This window comes from Streptomyces sp. SLBN-8D4 (genome assembly GCF_049739545.1).
GTDB classification, from domain to species: domain Bacteria; phylum Actinomycetota; class Actinomycetes; order Streptomycetales; family Streptomycetaceae; genus Streptomyces; species Streptomyces canus_C.
Genome location: NZ_JBMGQC010000001.1, coordinates 8,435,764 through 8,456,981 on the forward strand (window position 1 = coordinate 8,435,764; position 21,218 = coordinate 8,456,981).

The following is a 21,218-nucleotide window of genomic DNA, read 5'->3' on the forward strand; positions in this document are numbered from 1 at the left end:
GGTCGTCGTTCGCGTGGGCGGCTGGCCGCCCGACGGCCACGCTTGCGCTCCCATCGGCTCCTGCACCACGGCCCCTGGAGGCCCGCGATGACGACACTCGCCTTGACCGGCAGCCCCCTTTGGTACGCGAGCCGCGCGGGCGGCACCCTCGCCCTGATCTTGCTCACCACTACCGTGGTGCTCGGCATCGCCTCCGGCGGACGCGCCGCGCCGCAGCGGATCGGCAGGTTCGAGGTCGGGCTGCTGCACCGCAACCTGTCCCTGCTCACCCTGGTGTTCCTCGCGGTCCACGTGGTGACCGCGGTGCTCGATCCGTTCGTACACCTGAGCTGGGCAGCGTCCGTGGTGCCGTTCTCGGCGTCCTACCGGCCGCTCTGGCTCGGGCTGGGCACGGCTGCGCTCGACGTGCTGCTTGCGGTGCTGGTCACCAGCGCGCTGCGGCGCCGGCTCGGGGTGCGCCGCTGGAAGGCTGTTCACTGGCTGGCCTACGCCGCCTGGCCGCTCGCGCTCTTCCACAGCGCCGGCACCGGCACCGACACCCGGCTCTCCCTCCAACTGTGGCTGTATGCCGCCTGCCTGATGTCGGTGGTCGGTGCCGTGTGGTGGCGACTGGTGAAGGCCGGTCCGGGGCGGGTCATCGGACGCCTGGTGGCCGCCTTGGGAGCGACCGCCATGCCGGTGGTGACAAGCGCGTTCCTGGCCACAGGACCGCTGCAGCCGGGCTGGGCCCAGCGCGCCGCCACGGCATCGATCGTTCTCGGAGGCGGACGATGAGCTCCGCGACCGCGGCGCCCTCCGCGCCCGACGAACACACGGCCGTGCCGGGCGACGCCGGCGCCACCCGACTGCTGGCCGGATGGCACGCCACCGGGCGACGGGCCGACCTCACCGATCACCTCCGGCGCCACGGGCAGCCTCCTGTCGCCACGACTCTCGGCAGCCGGACGTCGATGCAGCTGATGCAGGCCGTCGAGTCGGCCGGGCTCACCGGACGCGGCGGCGCAGGGTTCCCCACCGCGCGCAAGCTGCGGGCCGTGGCGCAACGTGGTGGCCGGGCCGTGGTCGTCATCAACGCCATGGAGAGCGAACCGGCCAGTCGCAAGGACCAGTTCCTGCTCGCCGTCGCGCCCCACCTCGTCCTCGACGGTGCCGTCCTGGCCGCGGTCGCGGTCGGCGCCGACACCGTCCACATATGTCTACCCCGCACCCGGGCCGCTCAGTACCGGCAGCTCAGCACCGCCCTGGACGAACGACACCGCGCCTGTCTCGACCCGGTGCGGCTGCGTCTGCACGCCCTTCCGCACGCCTACGTCTCCAGTGAGTCGACCGCGCTGGTGCGCTGGCTCAACGGGGGCCAGGCTCGCCCCCAGGAGAGCCCGCCCCGCACCCACGAACGTGGTGTCGCCCGCCGCCCCACCCTCGTGCACAACGCCGAGACCCTCGCCCACCTCGCCCTCATCGCCCGCCGCGGCTCCGACTGGTTCCGCCGCACGGGAACCCCGGACGAGCCCGGCACCACGCTCGTCACCGTCTCCGGCGCCGTCGCCACCCCGGGCGTTCAGGAGGTCGCGCTCGGTACGCCGCTCGCCACGATCGTCGACCGTGCCGGAGGGGCCACCGAAGCTCTGGGGGCGGTCCTGCTCGGTGGCTTCGCCGGCACCTGGCTGGCGGCGGAGGACGTGTGCACGCCTCTCACCCGGCGTGACTTGGCTCCCCTGGGGGCCGCGCCCGGTGCGGGCGTGCTCATTGCGCTTCCCCACTCGGCCTGTGGGCTCAGCGAGACGGCCAGGATGCTCGCCTACCTGGCGGCCCACAGCGCCCACCAGTGCGGTCCCTGCCACTTCGGGCTGCCCGCCGTGGCCGAGGACTTCACCGCGCTGGCCGCCGGACATGCCGACCCGGATCTGCTGTCCCGGCTCGACCGGCGTACCGCCCTGCTGCCGGATCGCGGCGCCTGCCGGCACCCCGACGGCGCCGCCCGCCTCGCCGCCTCTGCGCTGCACACTTTCGCCGACGACCTCGATCAGCACCTCACCCGTGGTGCCTGCGCAGCCGCCCGCCGACCAGCCCGGATCCCCGTGCCGCCCGCCAAACCCCCGGAGACATGGCGATGAGCCACGCCAGAAGCCTGCGCATCGACCGCATCGCCTGCACGGGCCAGGGCCTGTGCGCCGAACTGCTCCCCGAGCTGATCAGCCTCGACGAATGGGGCTACCCCGTCATCAAGGACCAGGCCGTCCCCGACCATCTGCGCACCCACACCCGCCGGGCCGTCGCCGCCTGCCCCCGCCTGGCTCTCCACGCCGACGACGGTCCCGCGTGACGCGCACGGTGTCCGGTGACACACGCCAGGTGAGCGCCGGCACGCACTCGCTCGTCCCGACCGTCGGGGCGAACCCGCCACAGGTCAGTTGTCATCCCCGTCGCCGCCCGAGGCCGTCTTGGAGAAGCCGTCCTGCCACGCGGCCTTCGCCCCCGAATCGCCGATGCGGTAGACGTCCACGGCGGCTCCCACGGCCACGACGAGCGACAGAACCGCAACCGCGATACGCACCGGAGCCGCGGACCCGCGTGTGCCACGCGAGGTACCGGACCCGGAAGCGGCAGTGCGGCGGGCCGCCCACCAGACGAAGACCGCCAGAACGAACAGACCCCCTGCCCAGGGCAGCAGGCCGTCGCCGAGGGCGGCGTGTCGGCGCACCATCGCGTTGCTGTCGACGTGCTCCTCCAGCCACTCCCCGGCCTGCGTGGCCAGCGGGACGCTCACGAGCGTGACCAGGGCCAGGATCGGCAGCACGATGCCCATGCGCTGTGCCGCGCTCGGCCAGATCGCGCAGACCGCGAGCGCCAGCGCTGTCAGCGGTACGAGCACGACGACGAAGTGCACGAGCAAGACGTGCGCGGGCAGGCCGTTGATCAGGCCCATGGGAGTTCCTCCAGCAGGTTGGTCACACACGATGTTCGAAGGCGCGCCAGCCTGGCACAGGAAGTTCTCAGCTTCTTCTGAGTGCCCACGCCGCCCAAACCGTCGCCGCGGGATCGCCGTTATGAGGTCGATCTCGCCGTACAGCGTCACGACGGTCGTTGTGGCCGATCGGCCCTGCGGGCTGGCCTGGTGGACCCACGGGGGTGTCTCGTGGCTGCCGTGTGCAGCGGTCGGGCCCCGTCCGGCCCCGGAAGTGGCCCGACCGGCCCAAGCGACACTCCTGGACACGGGCCAGGCTGGACTTGCGGGGCAAATCGACGCGAGAGCGGCGCCAGGCTCGTACCGGCCGTCGACGCCTCGCGGCCGGACCCGGGCTCCGCGGCCGATCGAGTGGAGTGAGGAGCGTCATGAAAGGCTACGTCTTCCACGGCGCCGGGCAGTCCGCCTGGGAAGAGGTCCCGGACCCGGCCATCAAGGAGCCCACCGACGCGATCGTGCGCGTCCGCGCCGTCACCATCTGCGGCACGGACCTGCACATCCTCAAGGGCGATGTCCCCGAGGTGCCTCCCGGCACCGTGCTGGGGCACGAGGCGGTCGGCGAGATCGTCGAGGTCGGCAGCGACGTCCGGACCGTGCGGCCGGGGGACCAGGTCCTGGTCTCCTGCATCACCGCGTGCGGACGGTGCGCCTACTGCCGTCGGACGATGTACGGCCAGTGCCGGGGCGGCGGAGGCTGGATCCTGGGCCACCTGATCGACGGCACCCAGGCCGAGTACGTCCGCGTCCCTTACGCCGACCTGTCCGTCCACCCCCTCCCCGCCGCCATGAACAGCAGGGAAGCCGTCCTGCTGGCCGACATCTTCCCGACGTCCTACGAGGTGGGCGTGCTCAACGGGCACGTGCGCCCCGGAGACACCGTGGCCGTCGTCGGCGCCGGTCCCATCGGGCTGGCGGCGATCGCCACGGCCCGGCTGTTCACCCCCGAGCGGATCGTCGCGGTGGACCTGGCCCCCTCCCGGCTGGAAGCCGCCCGGAAGCTCGGCGCCGACGCTGTGGCCGACGCCCGGGAAATCCCCGAGCAACTGATCGCCGACCTCACCGACGGGCTCGGCGCGGACGTCGTCATCGAGGCCGTGGGCGTGCCGGAGAGCTTCGAACTGTGCACCCGCATGGTCCGCCCCGGTGGACACGTCGCCAACATCGGCGTGCACGGCGCCCCCGCGACCCTGCACCTCGAAGACCTGTGGATCAAGAACATCACGATCACCACCGGCCTGGTCGACACCTACTCCACCCCCACTCTGCTGCGGATGGCCGCTGCCGGACGGCTGCCCACCGCACAGCTGGTCACCCACACCTTCCCGCTGGAGCGCATGGAGGAGGCGTACGACGTCTTCTCACGCGCCGGCGACACCGGCGCCCTCAAGGTCGTTCTCGGCGAGGAGCAGCACGAGGCCGTCGCCGTGCGCGAGGCCTGACGAAAGGACGTGACGGCCATGCCCGAACGGACAAGGACCGACGCCGCCACGACGGCGGAACGGCCGTTGGGCGACCTGGGACGCCGACTCGCTGCCCGGCGCGCACACCTTGGCCTGACCCGGCAGGAGACAGCCGCCCGGGCGGGCGTGGCGCCCAGCTACCTGAAACACCTGGAGGAGCATCCCGGTGCCGCTCCGAACAGGGGCACGCTCCTGAGTCTGGCCTCCGTCCTGGAGACCAGGGTGTCGGAGCTCACCGGCGGAGCCGCCGATCGTCCACCCGGCCTCGAACAGGCCGCTCGCACACCCGAGTTCACGGATCTGAGCACGGACGAGTGCAGGTCCCTGCTCGGCACGCACGGCGTGGGGAGGATCGCGGTGTCGACCCCTTCGGCGCCGGCGGTCGTGCCGGTCAACTACAGCGTCGTCGACGGCGCGATCGTATTCCGGACTGCCTCCGGCACGACTCCGTCGCGGGCGTCCGGTCACCAGGTGGCCTTCGAGGTCGATCGCATCGACGACGCCTTCAGCAGTGGTTGGAGCGTGCTCGCGTGCGGGCCGGCACATACCGTCACGGATCCTGACGAGACGCGCCGGCTCGACCAACGGGCATACACCGCTCCTTGGGCCGGCGGCCACCGTGACCTCTGGGTGCGGATCGAGCCGCACACGATCACCGGGCGCCGGATCACTGTCTGACCTTCCTGACACCCGTACCGAACGGCTCTGTCCCGGAGGGCCGTTCGGCGATTCGGCAGGTCCCCTCGACTCCCGCTCCGAACAGTGGCGGACGAGGAGCATCACCGGTGGAAGCAGACCAACAGAGCGCGCACAGAAGGGAAGCGGGCTATGACTCCTCGTCATCACGTGGTAGTCGGAGTGGACGGTTCGCTGGTCTCCACCCGGGCACTGGACCTGGCCGCGGACGAGGCGGCTCGTCGCGGGACCGCGCTGCGCGTGGTGTACGCCGTGCCCGACCGTGACGAAGCGGGACCGGTCCTGGCCTCAGCCGCGTCGCGGGTACACGAGCGGTACCCCGTTGTGAAGGTCGTGCCCACGGCCGTGGAAGGAGACGTCGCACGGGCGCTGACGCGCGAGAGCGCGGACGCGGCCCTGACCGTCGTGGGCACGCGAGGACTGGGTGGCGTCGCCGGCCTCGTGCTCGGTTCGGTGAGTCTGCGACTCGCCGCGCACACGCGCGGTCCGCTGCTCGTCGTACGCGGTGACCGACCGCACGACGACGACCGCCGCAACGTCCTGCTCGGCCTGGAGAGCGACACCGACGCGGAGGCCGCCGTCTACGCCCTGCAGGAGGCAGAGCGGCGCGGTGCTCGCCTCCAGGTGCTTCATTCCCGGACGCACCGGCACGCGGCCCCGGAACCGCCCTTGCCGATACCGGCGACGAGCCCGGGGCAGACGCGCCTGGCTGTGCACAGCCGGGCAGAGGAAGCGGTCTCACGCTTCACGATGGCAGGGATGTGCGAGCAGTACCCCGGCGTGGAGGTCGAAAGCCGAACGGTCCGAACCACCCCGGCGCACGCATTGGTCGAGGCCACCCGTGGGGCCGCCGTTGTCGTCATCGGATCGCACCACATGGGTGGCCCTCACGGCGCTCACTTCGGGTCGGTCACCCACGCCCTCCTGCACCGCTCCCACTGCCCTGTGCTCGTCGTCCCCACCGGATGAGCGCCCCCGCACCCCCCGATTCCGCAGGCCGCCCGAGCGTGGTTCAGACCTCGCCCAGGCGGCCGTCCGCGGTCAGCAGGACGCCGGTGACCAAATCAGGATGAATTCGAATCGCCCGGTCCACGGTCCGGTCCACCCAGGGGCGCAACAAACCCTGATAGCGGGCCAGCTCACCGGGTTCGGTCACCAGGCGGGCATACCCCGTCACCACCACGCTCCAGCCCAGATGGGTGTCCGGGTCGATGTCGTCGGCCTCGTAGGCGACGACGACACCGGGGCCTTCGTTCTGCCGGGCGCGCATGGTCAGGGATGCGGCCTCTGGGTGCGGATGACGATGTCACCGCCGTCCAGGACGTGGTTGACCGGACGGACGGTCGGCAGCGCGTGCCGGGTGAAGACGATCCTCCCCAACGACACGCTGCCCAGCAGGCGGAGCGCCTCGACGCTGCCCAGTTCGATGCGGCGGCACGGTTCCGCGGTGATGTGCCGGTGGTTGTTGTCGTGGTTCATGACGGGCTTCCGTCCGCGTGCGTTCGAGGGTGTGCCGCTCGCTGTTGGACCGAGATACGGCCGGAGCGACACCGCGGGGGATCGGTGCCGCTCCTTGAGTTCACTGTCTCCCGAACCGCAACCTTTCTGTAGGGCCGATGGACCCCGGGATGGGCCCATGCGGCCTCATCGGCTTTCACTGGCCGCGCTCGCGGGCAGTGCGGCCCGGCCCGCTTCCAGTCGCGCCACCGGGACCCGGAACGGCGAGCAGGACACGTAGTCCAGTCCCGCCGCGTGGAAGAAGTGGACGGAGTCTGGATCGCCGCCGTGTTCTCCGCAGACGCCGAGCCTCAGGCCGGGGCGGGCGGCGCGGCCCTCCTCGACCACGATCCGGATCAGCCGCCCCACGCCGTCGCGGTCGATCGTCTCGAACGGCGAGGTGGGGAAGACGCCCTGGTCGAGACAGGCGGAGAAGAAGGCCGCCTCGACGTCGTCGCGGGAGAAGCCCCAGGTGGCCTGGGTGAGGTCGTTCGTGCCGAAGGAGAAGAACTCCGCCTCCTCGGCGATCCGGCCGGCGGTGAGCGCGGCACGGGGCAGCTCGATCATGGTGCCGACCGGGCACCGCACCGGAACACCGGACTCCTGCGACACCTCGTCCAGCACCCGCTCCACCTCGGCGCGCTCGATCCGCAGTTCCTCGACCGCGCCGACCAGCGGCACCATGATCTCGGCCCGCGGAGAGCCGCCGGCCCTCGTGCGGGCCACGACCGCCTCGGCGACGGCCCGCACCTGCATGGCGACCAGACCCGGAACCACCAGCCCCAGGCGCACGCCCCGCAGGCCGAGCATCGGGTTCTCCTCGTGCATGCGGTTCACCGCGGCGAGCAACTCGACCTCGTGCGGCACCGGTTGCTCACCGCGGGCCTCGGCTGCCGCGATGCGTACGGCGAGTTCGGTGCGGTCGGGCAGGAACTCGTGCAACGGCGGATCCAACAGGCGGATCGTCACGGGCAGTCCGTCCATCGCCTCCAGGAGGTCGGTGAAGTCCTGTCGCTGGAGTGGCAGCGAGGTCGCTCGCGTCCAGGTGCAGGTCGTCGGGGGCCTCACGGGCCTCCTTGAGCAGGGTCATGGCCTCGTCGAACCGGGCGGTGTCGACTCCCATGACCGTGCTGCCGAACATCTGGACGAGCCGGCGGTAGGAGTCCCAGGCGAAGCGGTCACTGCCGGACGTCTTGGCGAGGCCCAGGACGGAGTCGTCGTTGCGGCCGATGTCCAGGACGGTCTCCATCATGCCGGGCATGGAGAAGCGCGCCCCGGACCGGACGGACACCAGCAGCGGGTCGTCTCGCTGCCCCAGTCGGCGCCCGGCGGTCTCCTCCAGGGAGGACAGGTGCCGGGAGACCTCGGTCGACATGCCCTCCGGCTCGGCGCCGGTCGCGAGGAAACCCCGGCAGGCGTCGGTGGTCACGGTGAAGCCCGGCGGGACCGGCAGGCCCAGCCGGGTCATCTCCGCCAGGTTCGCGCCCTTGCCGCCCAACAGGTCAGCCATGTCCCGGCGGCCCTCGCGGACGTCGTACACGTAACGGACCATGACGCTGCGCTCCTCGGCTCGGCCGACCCGGTTCGGCTCCTCTGGTCACGACGTGGTCTCAGCGTCGAACACCGCCGGGTCCGCCCGGCAGGTGCTGCCCGTCCCCGGCAAAGGGCCGAACGGCCCAATACGCCGGTGGGGTGAAGACTGGCGCTCGTCAAGCGTCAGTTCACGGGGAAGGCGGCCAACGGGCCCGCTGCCGCCGGGGCCGAAGCCGTACCGTCGCCCGCCGTCGGCCAGTAGCGTGACCCATAACTGAAGCGGCTGATGTCAGCCTGCCCGAGGGATCGGAGGAGGCGCCGGTGGGAATCCCCGAGGAGCCTCAGGCGGCCCGTGTACGGCTGCCGCAGCTGAAGCTGGACGAATTGCTTGAGGAGCTTCAGGCGCGGCTGGATGCCGCCCGTGGCACCCGGGACCGGGTGCACAGCCTGCTGGAGGCGGTGCTCTCGGTCGGCCGCGAGCTGGATCTGGAGCAGGCGCTGTACAGCATCGCCGAAGCCGCTGCGACGTTGGTCGACGCGGAGTACGCGGCGCTTGGTGTGATCGGTCCGGACGGGAGGCGGCTTTCCGCCTTCCACACCGTCGGGGTCACCGAGGAGCAGATCGCCCGGATCGGCCCTTTCCCGGAGGGACACGGCATTCTCGGTGAGCTGATCAGCCATCCCGAGCCGCTGCGGCTGACGAAGATCTCCGAGCACCCGGCCTCGTACGGCTTCCCGCCCCACCACCCGCCGATGAACACCTTCCTCGGCGTCCCCGTCCGGGTGCGCGACCAGATCTTCGGCAACCTGTACCTCACCGAGAAGCGTGGAGGGGCGCGGTTCGACCAGGAGGACGAATCGGTCCTGTCGACCCTGGCAGTGGCCGCGGGCGTCGCCATCGACAACGCCCGCCTCTACGAGCAGTCCCGGCTGCGGGAACGCTGGCTGCAGGCGAACGCCGAGATCACGCACAGCCTGATGTCCGGTGGAGGGCGCGGCGAGGTGCTCGGTCAGATCGCCGAGCGGGCCGGCGAGATCACGGGGTCGGCGCTGTCCGTGGTCGCGCTGCCCGTGGAGGACACCCGGTCACTCGCCGTGGAGATCGCCGTCGGGCTGGACGCCAAGGCGCACCAGGGGCTCGTGCTGCCCGTGGACACGACCTTGATGGGGCTCGCCTTCTCCGCTGCGGCCCCGGCCGTCAGCACGGACGTCTCCCACGACGATCGGATCTCTCCGGAGCCCCCTCGCTTCCAGGGCCTCGGCCCCGCCGTGGCCGTGCCCATCGGCACGGGCGAGGGCGGTGCCCGAGGCGTGCTCCTGCTGGCGCGGAATTCCGGCCGACCGGAGTTCTCCCCGACAGAGACCGAAACCCTGCAGGCCTTCGCCGCACAGGCCGCCGTCGCGATGGAACTCGCGGAACGACGTCAGGACGCGCAGGAGGTCGCGGTGCTCAAGGACCGCGACCGGATCGCCCGGGACCTGCACGACCTGGCCATCCAGCGGCTGTTCGCCACCGGCATGACCCTGCAGAGCGCGGGCCGCTTCATCGAGCACCCCGAGGCGTGCGAGCGCGTCGTGCGAGCGGTGGACGACCTCGACGAGACCATCAAGATCATCAGATCGACGATCTTCGGCCTGCGATCGCCCGCGGGCACCGACGGGACCGGCCTCCGGGCTCGTGTGGTGCGGATCGCGGGCGAGGCGGCGCCGGTCCTGGGCTTCGCACCCAGTGTGCGGCTGGAGGGGCTGGTCGACACCGACGTACCGCGGGAGATCACCGAGCATGTGGTCGCCGTACTCTCCGAGGCACTGACCAACATCGCCCGGCATGCCCAAGCAGGGCGCGCCGACGTCGTCCTCACAGCCGACTCGCGCCAGGTCCGTCTCGCGGTCACGGACAACGGCACCGGCATCTCTCCCGACGGCCGCCGCAGCGGACTGCGCAACATGGCCGAACGGGCCGAACAGCTGGGCGGGGAACTGGAGTTGAGCAGCCCTGCCGACGGCGGTACCACGGTGGCATGGTGGGTGCCGACACCGACCGTGTGACAGGTCAGCGCAACGAGGTCCCTCAGCCTGCTGCCCAAGGAGGAGTACCGCGTCCGTGACCAGGACCCGGGCCCTTGGCCGGCGGTACCGCGTCCGTCCGATCTGGCCAAGGTCGACGCCGTGACCGCTCAAGAGCTGATGACCAGCTCCGCAGTCACGGTGGGTGAGGACACCACCCTTGTCCGGGCCGCGAGCACAGTGGCGCACGCCAAGGTCAAGCGACTGCCAGTGGTCGACCGCGAAGGCGTCTTGAAGGGAATCGTGAGCCGTTGCGACCTCCTCTTCTCCGGCACCAGCGCTCCGGCGACGGGGCGCCTGGCCTCGACCCGTGGGCCGGACGGGCCACGGTGGGGGACCCGACCGGCCCGAGGTTCCTTCGCCGTTCGTCGACGAGAGTGCCGACCGCCGACGCCCGAGCCGCCCTCATCACCTGGGCCGTCGGCATGGGCCGAACGTCCTCGGCAAGAGCCCATCCGCCTCTCGTGCGGCCCGCCGGCGAGTGGGACGGTGAGATGAGAGCCCTGGCTGCCTGCGAGACAGCCCGACGGAAGGCGCTGAGGACGATGACACTCCCCCTGGTCGTGGGCGTCGACGGATCGGATGCGAGTCTGCTGGCCGTCGACTGGTCGGTGGACGAAGCCGCCCGCCGAGATGTGCCCCTGCGGCTGGTATACGCCTCCCTCTGGGAGCGATACGAGGGGGCTGTGCCGTCGACCGGACGGAAACGCCCCTCGGAGCAAGTGCTGGCCGAGAACATCGTCGCCTCGGCGGCCGAGCGTGCCGCACGACGCGACGCGGCCGTGAAGGTGTCCACCGACATCGTCCCCGCCGAAGCGGCTGATGCCCTCCTGCGTGCGGGCAACAACGCCTTCGCCCTGGTGACCGGGGCGCGCGGCCGCGGTGAGCTGCAGGGACTGCTGCTCGGTTCGGTGGGCCTCGCCGTGGCGGCCCGTGCGCACTGCCCGGTCATCGTGGTCCGGGGCGACAGCGCGGGCCTGGCGGGTACGCACGAGCGGATCCTGCTCGGCGCGGGAGATCCGGCCACCGGTGGTGAAGCCGTACGCTTCGCCTTCCATGAGGCCGCGGCGCGCGGGTGCACCCTCGACGCCGTACGCGCCTGGCGCTGCCCTGCGCACGAAGGCGCCGACCACCCCGCCCTCGCCGACGAACCCCTGCATCAGCACGAGGAGCAGGCCTCGGCCCAGCTCGACGAGCTGCTGCGCGACGCCATGGCCGAACACCCGGACGTCCGTGTGCGCCGTACCACTGTCGAAGGCCCCGCCCGCAGGACCCTCGTGAACCGCTCGGCCGCCGCCGACCTCGTGATCATCGGGGCGCGCCGCAGGCAGGGCCACTTCGGCCTGCAGCTCGGCCGAGTGAGCCACACCCTGCTGCACCACGCGCACTGCCCGGTGGCCGTCGTTCCGCAGCTGGTGTGAACGTTGTCCTTGGCCCCCTCGGGAGAGGAGCAGCGATGGCCGTCCAGCCCCACGAGGTGATCGCAGCCGTGCTGCGGGACGTCAAGGCGGTCGTGTTCGACACCGACGGAGTCATCACCGACTCCGCCCGCGTGCACGCGGCCGCATGGAAAACCGCCTTCGACGCCTTGCTGGCCGAGCACCCGCCCGAGGACCCCGGACAGCGGCGCCCCTTCAGCATCCGGGACGACTACGTGCGCTACGTGGACGGCAAGTCCCGGTTCGACGGTGCCTCCGCATTCCTCCTGTCACGTGGTCTCGACCCGACAGACACAACCGTGCGCGCCGTGGCGGAGCACAAGGAGCGCCTGTTCACCGAGCGGTTGCGCGAGCACGGCATCGTCGCCTACGCGGGGACCGTACGGCTGGTGCGCGCCCTGCGCCGGGCCGGGATGCCGTGTGCTGCGGCCTCCGCGTCCCGGCACGCCCACGAGCTCCTCACCCGGGCCGAGGTCCTCGACCTCTTCGACGTCCTGGTCGACGGGGGTGAGGCGGCCCGCCTGGGCCTCGCGGGCAAACCGCAGCCCGACCTCTTCCTGGAGGCTGCCCGCCGCCTTGGCGTGCCCACCGGGCGTTGCGCCGTCGTGGAGGACGCTCTGGCGGGAGTCGAAGCAGGTCGGCGGGGTGGGTTCGCCCTCGTTGTCGGAGTGAACCGAGCCCACGACCAGGAGAGCGGGGCGCGACTGCTCGAGCACGGCGCCGACATCGTCGTACACGACCTCGCGGAGCTGCTCCAAGAGGGAGGACGACGGTGACGTCCTGGGCCTGGGAGTACGACGGTTACGAGCCCGCCGGTGAGCGTCTCAGGGAGTCGCTGTGCACCCTGGGCAACGGATACCTGGCCACCCGCGGGGCGCTTCCGGAATGCGCGGCGGACGACGTGCACTACCCGGGCACCTACGCGGCCGGCTGCTACAACCGGCTCACCTCGGAGGTCGCGGGACGCCGGGTCGAGAACGAGGACATGGTCAACCTGCCGAACCGGCTGCCGCTGCGCTTCCGACTCCCGGGGCAGGAGTGGATCACGCCGGACACCGCGGAGGTGCTCGACCACCGGCACGTCCTGGACTGACCCGCCGTCCTGCCGCGACCTCGGCCGGACGCCCCTCCAACAGGGACCGATCGGACCTCCGGAGGACCTGGACAGTCCCTCCCCGCACCTGCGAGACGGCGCGCCGCTGGTAGTGACAGGTGGACCAGACCTCATTCTGGAGGTGTCGTCATGGGGCTGCCCGACAACGACGGCGACGCGGAGTTGCCCGAGCTCAAGGCGCCGCAGTACCACGCACGCCGGGTGCTCCGTGCCGCGGTCGAGCGGCTGAACGAGCGGTACCCGCAGCTGTACATCGCCGCCGAGCAGGTGCGCAGGCAGCCGGGTCCCGCGCTGCTCGCCGAGGCGGAGAACGCCGAGTTGCTGGTCATCGGAAGCCAGGGATTCGGCGGCATCGGCGGGTTCATGGCGGGGTCGGTCGCCACGGCCACCGCGGCCCACGTCGAGAGCCCGGTCGTCCTTGTCCGCGCCGAGGGGACAGCGGCGGACGAACGTCTCCCGGACGGCTCCGGCACAGCGTCGCCTCGTACCCCCTACCGCGATGTCGCGGTAGCCGTGGACATTGGCGGATCCTGCGACGAGGTCCTCGACTTCGCCTTCCGCGCGGCGCAACTGCGGCAGGCACCGCTGCGCGCCGTGCATGCCTGGCATGTCCCCCTCACCCGGCCGACGCCCGGAACCGAGGAGCGCGCGTTGATCAGGGCGGAGGCGGAACGCGAACTCGCGGCACTGCTCGAACCGTGACGCGCGAAGTACCCCGCTGTGGCTGTCCGCGAGAACCTGCACGAGGGTCGTCCCGCGCACGTCCTCGTACGGGCGGCGAACGGTGCCGGCCTGCTGGTCGTGGGGCGCCGGATGCGCCGTGCCGCGGTCGGCTCGCACACCGGCACGGTCGCCCATGCCCTGATCCACCACGTGACTCGGCCGGTCGCGCTGGTGCCGCACGACTGACGATCGTGGGCCGCGCCGACGGCCCACGACCGCTCAGCAGGAAGGCGGTTGAGGTGTACCGGTATTTGTCAGGGCCAGTAAGGCTACCGGCGCACACGGGGCCTTCCCGTGGGGAAGAGCGCACAGTTAAGAGGGCGGATGGCGTCGAACCACGCGCTCAGCGCCCGGGGCGAGCCCGCCGCACTCGGGCCCTCGACTTCTCGAGCACACGGAGCAAGGAAGCGATGACGACGCGTGCGTTACGGCCCACGCGCGGCACACGGCTCCGGAACTTCTCGGTGAACAAGGTCGTGGCCCTTCGCCCGAGAGAACCCGAACTGCCGCGGCCTGCGTCCGGTCAGTCACTGACATGGATGTCGGCCGCCACAATGGCACCGTCGCGCACGGTGTATGTGCCGGAGAAGTAGCGGTGGGTGCCGTCCGTCTGTGTGGCGTCGAGTTGGATCCCCACGGATTCGCCGGCGACGGAGGTGATCGTGGCTGACTCATGGGCCGTACCTGCGAAGGAGTTCCTGAAGGAGTCGTACGATCCCCGCTGAAGGTTCTTGCCGCCGAGTTCCCAAGCACGCCTGTAATCACCGGCGTTGAGGGCATCGAAGTACGCCGTCACGACAGCCCCCGGGCCGCTCGCGACTGGAGGCGGCGATGGTGCGGAGCTCACCGGTGCCGGTGGGGAGCTCGCCGACGTGGGTGGGGAGGCCGCGGATGTCGGTGGGGGGCTCGGGGACGTCGACGTGAGGCTCGGGGACTGCCTCGTAGGCTGCGATGAGGGAGTCTCGGCGACGGCCGGCGCTTTGTTCTGCGGGTCCGGCGGGGTTGCGGTTCTGGAGGTGAGCGCCCAGACCAGCCCCCCTATGAGGACTGTCACCAGTGCAGCGACGAGCACGACCAGCAGCCTGATGCGGCGACCGGGTCGGGCGCGTGGGGGTTCCAGAGGCGAGTATGTGACGGCTGAAGCCGTGTCCGTGTCGTGCGGCGGCGGGGGCGTCGATTGCAACGGTGTTGCGGACCGACCAGCGCGCGCTTCGGTCGCGGCCGCCGTTGCCTGAGGAGGAATCACCGCGGTCGCGGGGTGTGCGGCTTGTGGGGCTGCCGTTCCCGCAGCCACCTCCTCAAGCATGAGCTGCGCCTGACGTGCCGTGGGCCGCGCCTCCGGGTCCTTCCGGAGCAGCGCCTCGATGACGGGGGTCAGAGAGCCGGCGTGACGCGGTTCGGGCAGCGGGTCCGAGATCACGGATTGCAGTGTGCTCAGAGTCGAGCTGCGCCGGAACGGCGACTGGCCCTCGACTGCCGCGTACAAGGTCGCGCCCAAGGACCACAGATCCGAGGGCGGGCCCGGCCGATGGCCGGTGGCGCGCTCGGGGGCCAGGTAGTCGGGTGAGCCCACGATGTCGCCGGTGCGGGTGAGCCCCGGGGAGTTGTCGAGGAGTGCGATGCCGAAGTCGGTGAGCACGATCCTGCCGCTTCGTTCCAGGAGCACGTTCGCCGGTTTGACGTCTCGGTGCAGAATGCCGAGCTGATGTGCCTTGTCCAAAGCGGCCAGAATGGCCGCTCCGAACCGAGCGGCGTCCCGTGGCAGAAGGGTTCCCTCGGTGAGGAGGATGTCCTCCAGCGAATGGCCGTCGATCAACTCCATGACGATCCAGGGGCTGTCACCTTCCTGCAGCACATCGAACACGGTGACCACACCTGGATGTTTGATGCGTGCCGCAGCCCGCGCCTCCTGTTGCATCCGGGCATGCAAGACGGACCGTTCCTCCGGTGACAGACCGCTCACCCGTACTTCCTTCACCGCGACTTCGCGATCGAGCAACTCGTCGCGAGCTCGCCAGACCGTACCCATCCCCCCGTGGCCCAACTGCTCGACCAGCCGGTACCGTCCCGCCAGCAACCGCGGACGGCTGGGGTCAGCAGGTGACTGATTCATGGCTTTCCCTGTCCGCGCCCAGCCCGGGCGACGCAGCGTGACGTGGAACAGTCGTACCAGGAGCCCAACAGCGTCAGAGCTGGGCTGACTCGGTCGTTGTCTCCGCCCCGCCAGGGCGCAGGTCAGATTTGTTGAATGCGGCACAATGGCGGCAACACTCCTGTGGGTCCCAGCTCAGGAGTGGACTCCCCACCAGTGTCTCGCTTCCCCCGTTCACCAGCCAGCCGAGCTGCCCCGTGGTCCGCTCTGCGTACGCCGCCCAGCGGGCGTCGTTGCGAGGGCGTGGGGCGGGCGGCTTCATCAGCAGCCCAGCGGGGCCGGAGCCGGATTACCAACTGCGGCCCCCCGTCGGTCCCCGCGCACGCGTGCACAGTTCCCGAAACTTCGTCAGGACCTAGCAGTTCGTTGTCGGCCTCGCATACGCGGGAAGAGCTCCAAAGCGGATGTTCTCTTGGGTGCGTTCAACGAATGGGTCTCGCGCACGAGGGGGTAGCCCCTGGTCGACGCAAGTTGTAGCAATCTTCGATGATCCTGCTGCCCAATTCTGGTTACGCGGCGAGAAAGAGGTCCAAGCACGAGGTGATCGGCGCGGAGTGCGTCGAGTGGGTGACCTGTGTGGGGGCTACGGCAGGTGAGCAAGCACATACACAGCCGTCAAAGCCCGCACCCAGGCCATCAACCAGCTCAAGTCCGTCCTCATCACTGCCGACTACGCCTTGCGGGAAGATCTGGCCGGACTGGGCAATGCCGAACTCTTCCGCACCTGCGCGCGGTTCACCTACGTCAGCGGTCGCGAGGAGGTCGGCAAGGAGTCTGTGCTGCAGGCCACTCGGATCGCGCTGGATCTGCTGGCTCACCGGATCGGACAGCTCTCCGAGGAGATCCGCAATGTGTACGCTCGTCTGGTCCTGCTCGTGGAATGTCATGCCCCGCAGCTGCTCGACGTGGTGAGGATCGGACCGGACAGGGCGGTCGCTTTGCTGATCACGGTGGGGGACAACCCGGAACGCCCGGACAGTGAGGCGTCCTTCGCCGCCCTGTGCGGGGTCAGTCCTGTCCAGCGCTCCTCGGGACGCCGGCAGTTCCGTCGCCTCAACCGTGGTGGCGACCGTCAGGCAAATGCCGCGCTCCACCGCATCGTGTTCACCCGTCTACGGGTCGATCCGCGCACTCAGGACTACTACGAGCGCCGGATCAAGGAGGGCAAGACCCGGCGCAAATCGTCCGTTGCCTCAAAAGCTACGCTGCCCCGGAGGTCTTCCACCTGGTCGGACAGCGCGGGCCAGTACCCGGTCACCACTGGATCGTCCCTGGGACCGACGGCGGCGCCTCCCGTGCCGTGACCGTCTCGCGTGCCGACGCGCGGACGTCGGGGTGTGCGTGCCGGCGCAGGGTGCGGAGCCGGCCGCGCCACGGCTCCGTCCACCGAGAGCGGCTGCCGCCGGAGACGGTGAGCCTGATGGAGAACAGGCCCTGTGCCAGGCCCGGTTCCGCACCCAGCGTGCGGGCGGTCTCCAACCACGCGGCTGGCGCGGGGCCGCTGATCGCGCTGAGCCGCGAGCTGAGTCCTTCGGCGATGTCCCGGGCGAGCAGCGGACGTCCTTCGCAGTCGGCAGCCAATCGGCGCAGGCTCGACGACAACGCGGTGGCGTCCTTGTTCAGTTCGAGGGCGTACAGCCGGAGTTCGGCGACGGAGCGTGCGAAATCCTCGTGCCGGGCGGCGGTGTCGGCGGCGCGCAGCAGTACGTCCGCCGTCGGCCGGCCCCCGCCCCGGTGGCGATGGTGGAGCAGGAGGTGGTGCAGCAGGCTCGCGGCCCGCTGCCGGGCCGGCCGGTCGCGTTCGGGCTCGGCGTCGGGCTGGTCCGGGTCTCCTGTGGCTTCCAGCATCGCCCGCAGGGCCCGAAGGTACGGGCCGTCGTCGTCCGCCGCGAGCTCCACCAGCTCCTGCCCGGCCATCGCCCACACCGCCCGATCGGCAAGGTCAGTGGTGGCGGCCACCAGCATCTCGGCGATCTCCGGCTGCCACGGTGCCCATTCCGCCAGTGCTGGGAACAGCGCCGCAGCCGTTTCCGGTTCGAGCGGCTCGCAGGCGCGGTACAGCAGCCCTGCGTACCTGGCCCGATGCTCCTCGTCCACCTCGGCCACGGCCGCCCGTGCCAGCTCCTGGCGGAGCTCCGTGCGTCCCTGCGCGGCCGACTCCAGCACGGGCCAGCTGGCCGGCTCCGCCAGCATCCCCCGGGCAAACGCGACGCACACCGACTGCACGTCGTGGTGCTGCCCGGGCAGCTCGAACGCTTCCCGCAGCAGCGGCGCCGCCTGCGCCGGGGGCAGCATCGTCGCCGCGAGGCGCACCGCCTCCTTGCGGCTGGTGACCTTCACCGTCCGCGGCTCCTTCGGCGTGAGCAGCCTGCGGAGTTCCGTGGCCAGCCGCGACGGCGCGACGTACTGCGCGGCCCGCGTCGCCGCGGCGACCGCGACCCGGGCGCGGTCGCCGCCCGCGTGCTCCAGCAGCAGCGGCAGCACCTCGTCGGGGCGGTCGGTCCACGGCAGTGCGCCGAGGGCCGCCTCCGCCAGCGGGACGTTCGACGATCCCGTGTAGCGGCGGACGACTTCCAGGTCCGCCTCCGGGATCACTGCCGCCGCCGAGAGGGCCTGGACGCGCACATGCACCGGCTGCCCCGCGTCGCCCGCCGTGCGCTCAAGCAGCTCCGCCGCCGCTCGCTGCTGGCGCGGCACCCAGCGGTGGGCCCGGTAGGTGGGTGGCGTCCAGTGACTGCGGGCGGTCAGGAAGCGGCCGTATGGTGGGGTGTCGGCCAGCACCGGGTCGAGTAGGTCCGTACGCCGGCCCGTCAGGACTCTCAGAACGGACGGCAGGACGGCGGCGGACGGCTCCAGCCGCACGATCCGCTCCACCCGCTCGTCGCGCCCCTTCGGCTGCTCCAGCCAAAGGTCGACGGCGGTGCGGACGGACGCGTCGTTGCCGAACTGAACGGCCTGCCACAGGTACTCCTGGAGTTCTGCCATCCCCCACGCGCGCCGCCCGAGTGCTCGTACGAGTGCGAAGACCAGCGAGTAGTCGGCCTTGTCGGTGGCGGCCTCCAGCCACGGCCTCAGCGCCGCCAGCACCTCGTACTCCTGGCCGCGCCGCAACACGATGTCGAGGCGGCCGACGTTCGCGCCGCCGGTGTGGCCGGACAGCCGGGTGAGGGTGTCGAGGGCCCAGCCGACGAGCCGCGTGCCACCCGTGACGGCGTGCTCGCGCAGCACGGACAAGGCGAGCGTGCTGAGCGCGTGACAGGTGCTCCAGGAGGAGTCGCGGGCTTCGACGGCGTCGACGGCGATTCGTCCGAGGTCCTCGGCGGCGTCCTCCGCGAACAGCGAAGGGCGCACCTCCGCCAGTGCGGAGAGGGCGGCGCTGCGGACCGGGTCCTGTTCATTGCGCAGCCGCAGCAGCACACGCAGCAACCGGCTCACTTCCTGCGGGTCGCGGGAGCGTGCTGCGTTGCGGACGAGCAGTGGGTACGCCGTGGCGCGGTCGTCCGCGGCGGAGCGGCGGACGGCGGTGAGCAGGTCGTCACGGACCTCGTCCGGCGGCAGATAGGCGGCTGCCGTCAGTATCTGCGTCCAGTGCGCGCCCCTGCCGCGGGCCAGCGTCGCCATCCGCCGAGCCTCGGCAGTGCGCCGCTCGTACGGCAGTACGTCGAGCAGGGCGGGGCTGAGGTCCGCTTGGGCGAGGTCCTTACCCTCCATCGCCGCGTCGAACAGGGCGCCGCGGCGGGAGGGCGGCAGGCAGGCCAGCAGCCGGGCGAGAGCGGCTGCGTTGTCGCTCCAGGCACGGGCGAGGTCGGTGAGTTCCGGTGGGGCGTGGCGGACGAGGCGGCGCAGCACGGCGGGTTCGAGGTGGCCGCTGTTCAGCCGGGACCGCAGCTTCGGGCGGAGCAGCAGCCGCGCCGTGCGGCCGGGATCCGCCTCGACCAGGAGGTGCAGCTTCCGGTCCACGGGCATCGGCAGCGTCTCGTAACGCTCGAGCACAGCCAGCACGCCGCGCGGATCCCGTTCGGCGAGGAGCGCGAGCGCGTCCGCGTGGGACGCCAGCCAGCCGTCCCGTACGACGGCGGGGAGGGTGTCGAGCTGCCGCTCCATCTCGGCGAGCACCAGAGAGGGATGGCGGGCGGCGAGCAGCCGGTAGGAGCTCAGTCCGCGGAACAGACGGGGCAGCAGCCGGGCGGCGGTCTCCGCCGTGCAGGAGGCGAGCAGTTCCGCGGCGGCTGCGGCGCCCCATCGCCGGTACGTCGGCTCGACCAGCGCCTCGGCGAGGCCGGTACGCCCCGCCACGGCGATGGCGTGCACGAGCTGCTGCCGTACGGCGGCGGGTGCGTCCTCGATGGCCTCGATCACGGTGGCGTCCGTGAGCCGCCCCTGCAGCAGCGCCCTGATCGCGGGGGCGCGGACGAGGCGGTCGGGGTCCGCGAGGCAGCCCTGCAGATACGCGTCGTGGCGCACCATGTCCGCCACGGTGGCGGCGAGCCGCCGCCCGTGGACGCCGTGGGCGGCGAGCCCGGTCACAAGCTCGTCGACCGCCCCCTTTGCCGCGGCGCGCCGGGCAGCGGAGGCCAGCTCACGCATGCGGTGGGGGTAGGAGAGCCGGTCGACGGCTGTGAGCAGGTGTTCGGCGCGCTGGAACATGAGGGCGATTCTGCCTGGCGGACGGGGGTGGCGCCTGCGTATTTCGGCGGGGCGGGGGTCGTTGTGCGGCAGGCTGCGTGGCTGTCTGTACGGGCTCTGTGGCGGCCTGTGCAGGCTCGGTCAGGCAGGGGGGAGGAGCCTTCGGCTCGGAGCGCCTGAGTGGATATCGCGTCGGGTTGCCTGGAGTGGAACGGAGTCTCCAGGCAACCGACTTCAGGCTCTAGAAGAACCCGAGTTTCTTCGGGCTGTACGAAACAAGAAGGTTCTTCGTCTGCTGGTGGTACAGCAGTTGCACCAAAGCTGACCAGGGGAAACAGCAGTTGGTGCGGCTCACTGTAGGGGTCTGGTCCGGAAATGGTCCGGATCTTGGTCCGTCTCGGCGCAAGGTGTTGCTGCTGGGCGAGGCCTCCTCGGACCGCCGCTGTGATCGGCAGTGCGACGAGCTGGATTCCGCCGGGGACCTCCCCCGTTTGCCGAGCACGGGTCGGCAGGTTCAGATGTCCAGGCGACCCCGTGCAGGCCGTTGATGAAGTCGGTCGCCTGTCGGCCTTCGGCGACCACCCCCGACGTCTCGGCGGTCACGGACCGCACCCTAGCGGGGCTCGTCGGTCCGCCAGGTGAAACCGTCCAGAGAGCCAGGTGGAGTTTCCTCGACCGTCACCGGTGGATGCCGCCACCGCACGACCAGCGACACCGTCGAGGCCATCAACCACCCCGCCAGAGTCATCACGACCAGAACCGTCAGAACCAGCCCCGCCAGCCCCAGGAACCCGAATTTCGCCAGCATCCAGGGAATCTGATCTTCACCACAGCCGCAGGCCAACCGGCCGTCCGCCAAAAGGCTCGTCATACGACCAGCGTGCCCACAACCCGCACTGCAAGTAGACAGCGTCGTCGAACCGTCGAACCGTCGACCGGCGGTGAC

The 21,218-nt window shown here is 71.1% G+C and carries 15 protein-coding genes and 4 pseudogenes; 13 read left to right on the forward strand and 6 right to left on the reverse strand.

The features are described 5' to 3' along the window. Positions 1-87 precede the first annotated feature (87 nt). Genes RKD20_RS38280 through RKD20_RS38290 form a run of 3 tightly spaced genes read left to right on the forward strand, consistent with a single transcriptional unit; the run spans position 88 to position 2,323 of the window. The gene (locus tag RKD20_RS38280; RefSeq protein WP_424881696.1) at positions 88-774 is read left to right on the forward strand and encodes a ferric reductase-like transmembrane domain-containing protein; all 687 of its coding nucleotides are present in this window, start codon (positions 88-90) and stop codon (positions 772-774) included. Continuing rightward, positions 771-2,114 carry an NADH-ubiquinone oxidoreductase-F iron-sulfur binding region domain-containing protein gene (locus RKD20_RS38285; RefSeq protein WP_424881697.1) on the forward strand — a complete coding sequence of 448 codons (1,344 nt, stop codon included), beginning with the start codon at positions 771-773 and terminating at the stop codon, positions 2,112-2,114. Before RKD20_RS38280 ends, RKD20_RS38285 begins: the two co-directional genes overlap by 4 nt. Then, positions 2,111-2,323, forward strand: a complete 213-nt coding sequence (locus RKD20_RS38290; RefSeq protein WP_424881698.1) for a ferredoxin — start codon at positions 2,111-2,113, stop codon at positions 2,321-2,323. The genes RKD20_RS38285 and RKD20_RS38290 overlap by 4 nt, the downstream gene beginning before the upstream one ends. A gap of 84 nt (positions 2,324-2,407) precedes the next feature. Here the strand turns inward: RKD20_RS38290 and RKD20_RS38295 are convergent, their stop codons facing one another. Then, positions 2,408-2,926 (reverse strand): DUF2231 domain-containing protein, encoded by a 519-nt coding sequence (locus RKD20_RS38295; protein ID WP_424881699.1) that lies wholly within the window; start codon positions 2,924-2,926, stop codon positions 2,408-2,410. 407 nt (positions 2,927-3,333) lie between these two features. Between RKD20_RS38295 and RKD20_RS38300 the strand changes: the two genes are divergently transcribed. The 3 genes from RKD20_RS38300 to RKD20_RS38310 all read left to right on the forward strand — a co-directional run bounded on the left by RKD20_RS38300 (position 3,334) and on the right by RKD20_RS38310 (position 6,090). Beyond that, entirely contained in the window at positions 3,334-4,404 is a 1,071-nt protein-coding gene (locus RKD20_RS38300) for a zinc-dependent alcohol dehydrogenase family protein (protein ID WP_424881700.1), read from the forward strand. Positions 4,405-4,413: 9 nt separating this feature from the next. Then, on the forward strand, positions 4,414-5,103 hold the full coding sequence (locus RKD20_RS38305; RefSeq protein WP_424881701.1) for a helix-turn-helix domain-containing protein: 690 nt from the start codon (positions 4,414-4,416) through the stop codon (positions 5,101-5,103). Positions 5,104-5,253: 150 nt separating this feature from the next. Further along, complete coding sequence (locus RKD20_RS38310) at positions 5,254-6,090, forward strand: universal stress protein (protein ID WP_424881702.1); 837 nt, start codon at positions 5,254-5,256, stop codon at positions 6,088-6,090. A 43-nt stretch (positions 6,091-6,133) separates the two neighbouring features. On the opposite strand, the pseudogene RKD20_RS38315 reads toward RKD20_RS38310, so the two are convergent. Continuing rightward, a pseudogene (locus tag RKD20_RS38315) lies at positions 6,134-6,600 on the reverse strand (pyridoxamine 5'-phosphate oxidase family protein). A 165-nt stretch (positions 6,601-6,765) separates the two neighbouring features. Continuing rightward, positions 6,766-8,170 (reverse strand): annotated as a pseudogene (locus tag RKD20_RS38320) (putative PEP-binding protein). Between the two features lie 302 nt (positions 8,171-8,472). Here RKD20_RS38320 and RKD20_RS38325 point away from each other — a divergent pair. The 6 genes and pseudogenes from RKD20_RS38325 to RKD20_RS38350 all read left to right on the forward strand — a co-directional run bounded on the left by RKD20_RS38325 (position 8,473) and on the right by RKD20_RS38350 (position 13,680). Further along, positions 8,473-10,200 carry a GAF domain-containing protein gene (locus RKD20_RS38325; RefSeq protein WP_424881703.1) on the forward strand — a complete coding sequence of 576 codons (1,728 nt, stop codon included), beginning with the start codon at positions 8,473-8,475 and terminating at the stop codon, positions 10,198-10,200. Positions 10,201-10,338: 138 nt separating this feature from the next. Next, positions 10,339-10,716, forward strand: coding sequence for a CBS domain-containing protein (locus RKD20_RS38330; RefSeq protein WP_424883417.1), 378 nt, complete (start codon positions 10,339-10,341; stop codon positions 10,714-10,716). Between the two features lie 47 nt (positions 10,717-10,763). Then, complete coding sequence (locus RKD20_RS38335; protein WP_424881704.1) at positions 10,764-11,639, forward strand: universal stress protein; 876 nt, start codon at positions 10,764-10,766, stop codon at positions 11,637-11,639. Between the two features lie 35 nt (positions 11,640-11,674). Next, positions 11,675-12,433, forward strand: a complete 759-nt coding sequence (locus tag RKD20_RS38340; protein ID WP_424881705.1) for an HAD family hydrolase — start codon at positions 11,675-11,677, stop codon at positions 12,431-12,433. Continuing rightward, positions 12,430-12,744 (forward strand): annotated as a pseudogene (locus RKD20_RS38345) (glycoside hydrolase family 65 protein); the annotation flags it as partial. The gene RKD20_RS38340 and the pseudogene RKD20_RS38345, both read left to right, overlap by 4 nt. Before the next feature lie 156 nt (positions 12,745-12,900). Next, positions 12,901-13,680 (forward strand): annotated as a pseudogene (locus tag RKD20_RS38350) (universal stress protein). A gap of 337 nt (positions 13,681-14,017) precedes the next feature. Here RKD20_RS38350 and RKD20_RS38355 read toward each other — a convergent pair. Further along, complete coding sequence (locus tag RKD20_RS38355) at positions 14,018-15,607, reverse strand: serine/threonine-protein kinase (RefSeq protein WP_424881706.1); 1,590 nt, start codon at positions 15,605-15,607, stop codon at positions 14,018-14,020. Positions 15,608-16,323: 716 nt separating this feature from the next. On the opposite strand from RKD20_RS38355, the gene RKD20_RS38360 reads away from it, so the two are divergent. After that, complete coding sequence (locus tag RKD20_RS38360) at positions 16,324-16,950, forward strand: transposase (protein ID WP_424881707.1); 627 nt, start codon at positions 16,324-16,326, stop codon at positions 16,948-16,950. On the opposite strand, the gene RKD20_RS38365 is transcribed toward RKD20_RS38360, so the two are convergent. Together RKD20_RS38365 and RKD20_RS38370 are read right to left on the reverse strand one after the other, a co-directional pair. Beyond that, on the reverse strand, positions 16,901-20,293 hold the full coding sequence (locus RKD20_RS38365) for a hypothetical protein (protein ID WP_424881708.1): 3,393 nt from the start codon (positions 20,291-20,293) through the stop codon (positions 16,901-16,903). The two genes, RKD20_RS38360 and RKD20_RS38365, sit on opposite strands and share 50 nt — an antisense overlap. 592 nt (positions 20,294-20,885) lie before the next feature. Continuing rightward, positions 20,886-21,143 carry a hypothetical protein gene (locus RKD20_RS38370; protein WP_424881709.1) on the reverse strand — a complete coding sequence of 86 codons (258 nt, stop codon included), beginning with the start codon at positions 21,141-21,143 and terminating at the stop codon, positions 20,886-20,888. Positions 21,144-21,218: the final 75 nt, after the last annotated feature.

Bases quoted from the DNA above. Each gene is read 5' to 3' on its own strand.
- RKD20_RS38340 (WP_424881705.1), top strand. From the start codon at position 11,675: ATGGCCGTCCAGCCCCACGAGGTGATCGCAGCCGTGCTGCGGGACGTC.
- RKD20_RS38295 (WP_424881699.1), bottom strand. From the start codon at position 2,926: ATGGGCCTGATCAACGGCCTGCCCGCGCACGTCTTGCTCGTGCACTTC.
- RKD20_RS38330 (WP_424883417.1), top strand. From the start codon at position 10,339: ATGACCAGCTCCGCAGTCACGGTGGGTGAGGACACCACCCTTGTCCGG.
- RKD20_RS38365 (WP_424881708.1), bottom strand. From the start codon at position 20,293: ATGTTCCAGCGCGCCGAACACCTGCTCACAGCCGTCGACCGGCTCTCC.
- RKD20_RS38355 (WP_424881706.1), bottom strand. From the start codon at position 15,607: ATGAATCAGTCACCTGCTGACCCCAGCCGTCCGCGGTTGCTGGCGGGA.
- RKD20_RS38370 (WP_424881709.1), bottom strand. From the start codon at position 21,143: ATGACGAGCCTTTTGGCGGACGGCCGGTTGGCCTGCGGCTGTGGTGAA.
- RKD20_RS38310 (WP_424881702.1), top strand. From the start codon at position 5,254: ATGACTCCTCGTCATCACGTGGTAGTCGGAGTGGACGGTTCGCTGGTC.
- RKD20_RS38290 (WP_424881698.1), top strand. From the start codon at position 2,111: ATGAGCCACGCCAGAAGCCTGCGCATCGACCGCATCGCCTGCACGGGC.
- RKD20_RS38335 (WP_424881704.1), top strand. From the start codon at position 10,764: ATGACACTCCCCCTGGTCGTGGGCGTCGACGGATCGGATGCGAGTCTG.
- RKD20_RS38300 (WP_424881700.1), top strand. From the start codon at position 3,334: ATGAAAGGCTACGTCTTCCACGGCGCCGGGCAGTCCGCCTGGGAAGAG.
- RKD20_RS38285 (WP_424881697.1), top strand. From the start codon at position 771: ATGAGCTCCGCGACCGCGGCGCCCTCCGCGCCCGACGAACACACGGCC.
- RKD20_RS38280 (WP_424881696.1), top strand. From the start codon at position 88: ATGACGACACTCGCCTTGACCGGCAGCCCCCTTTGGTACGCGAGCCGC.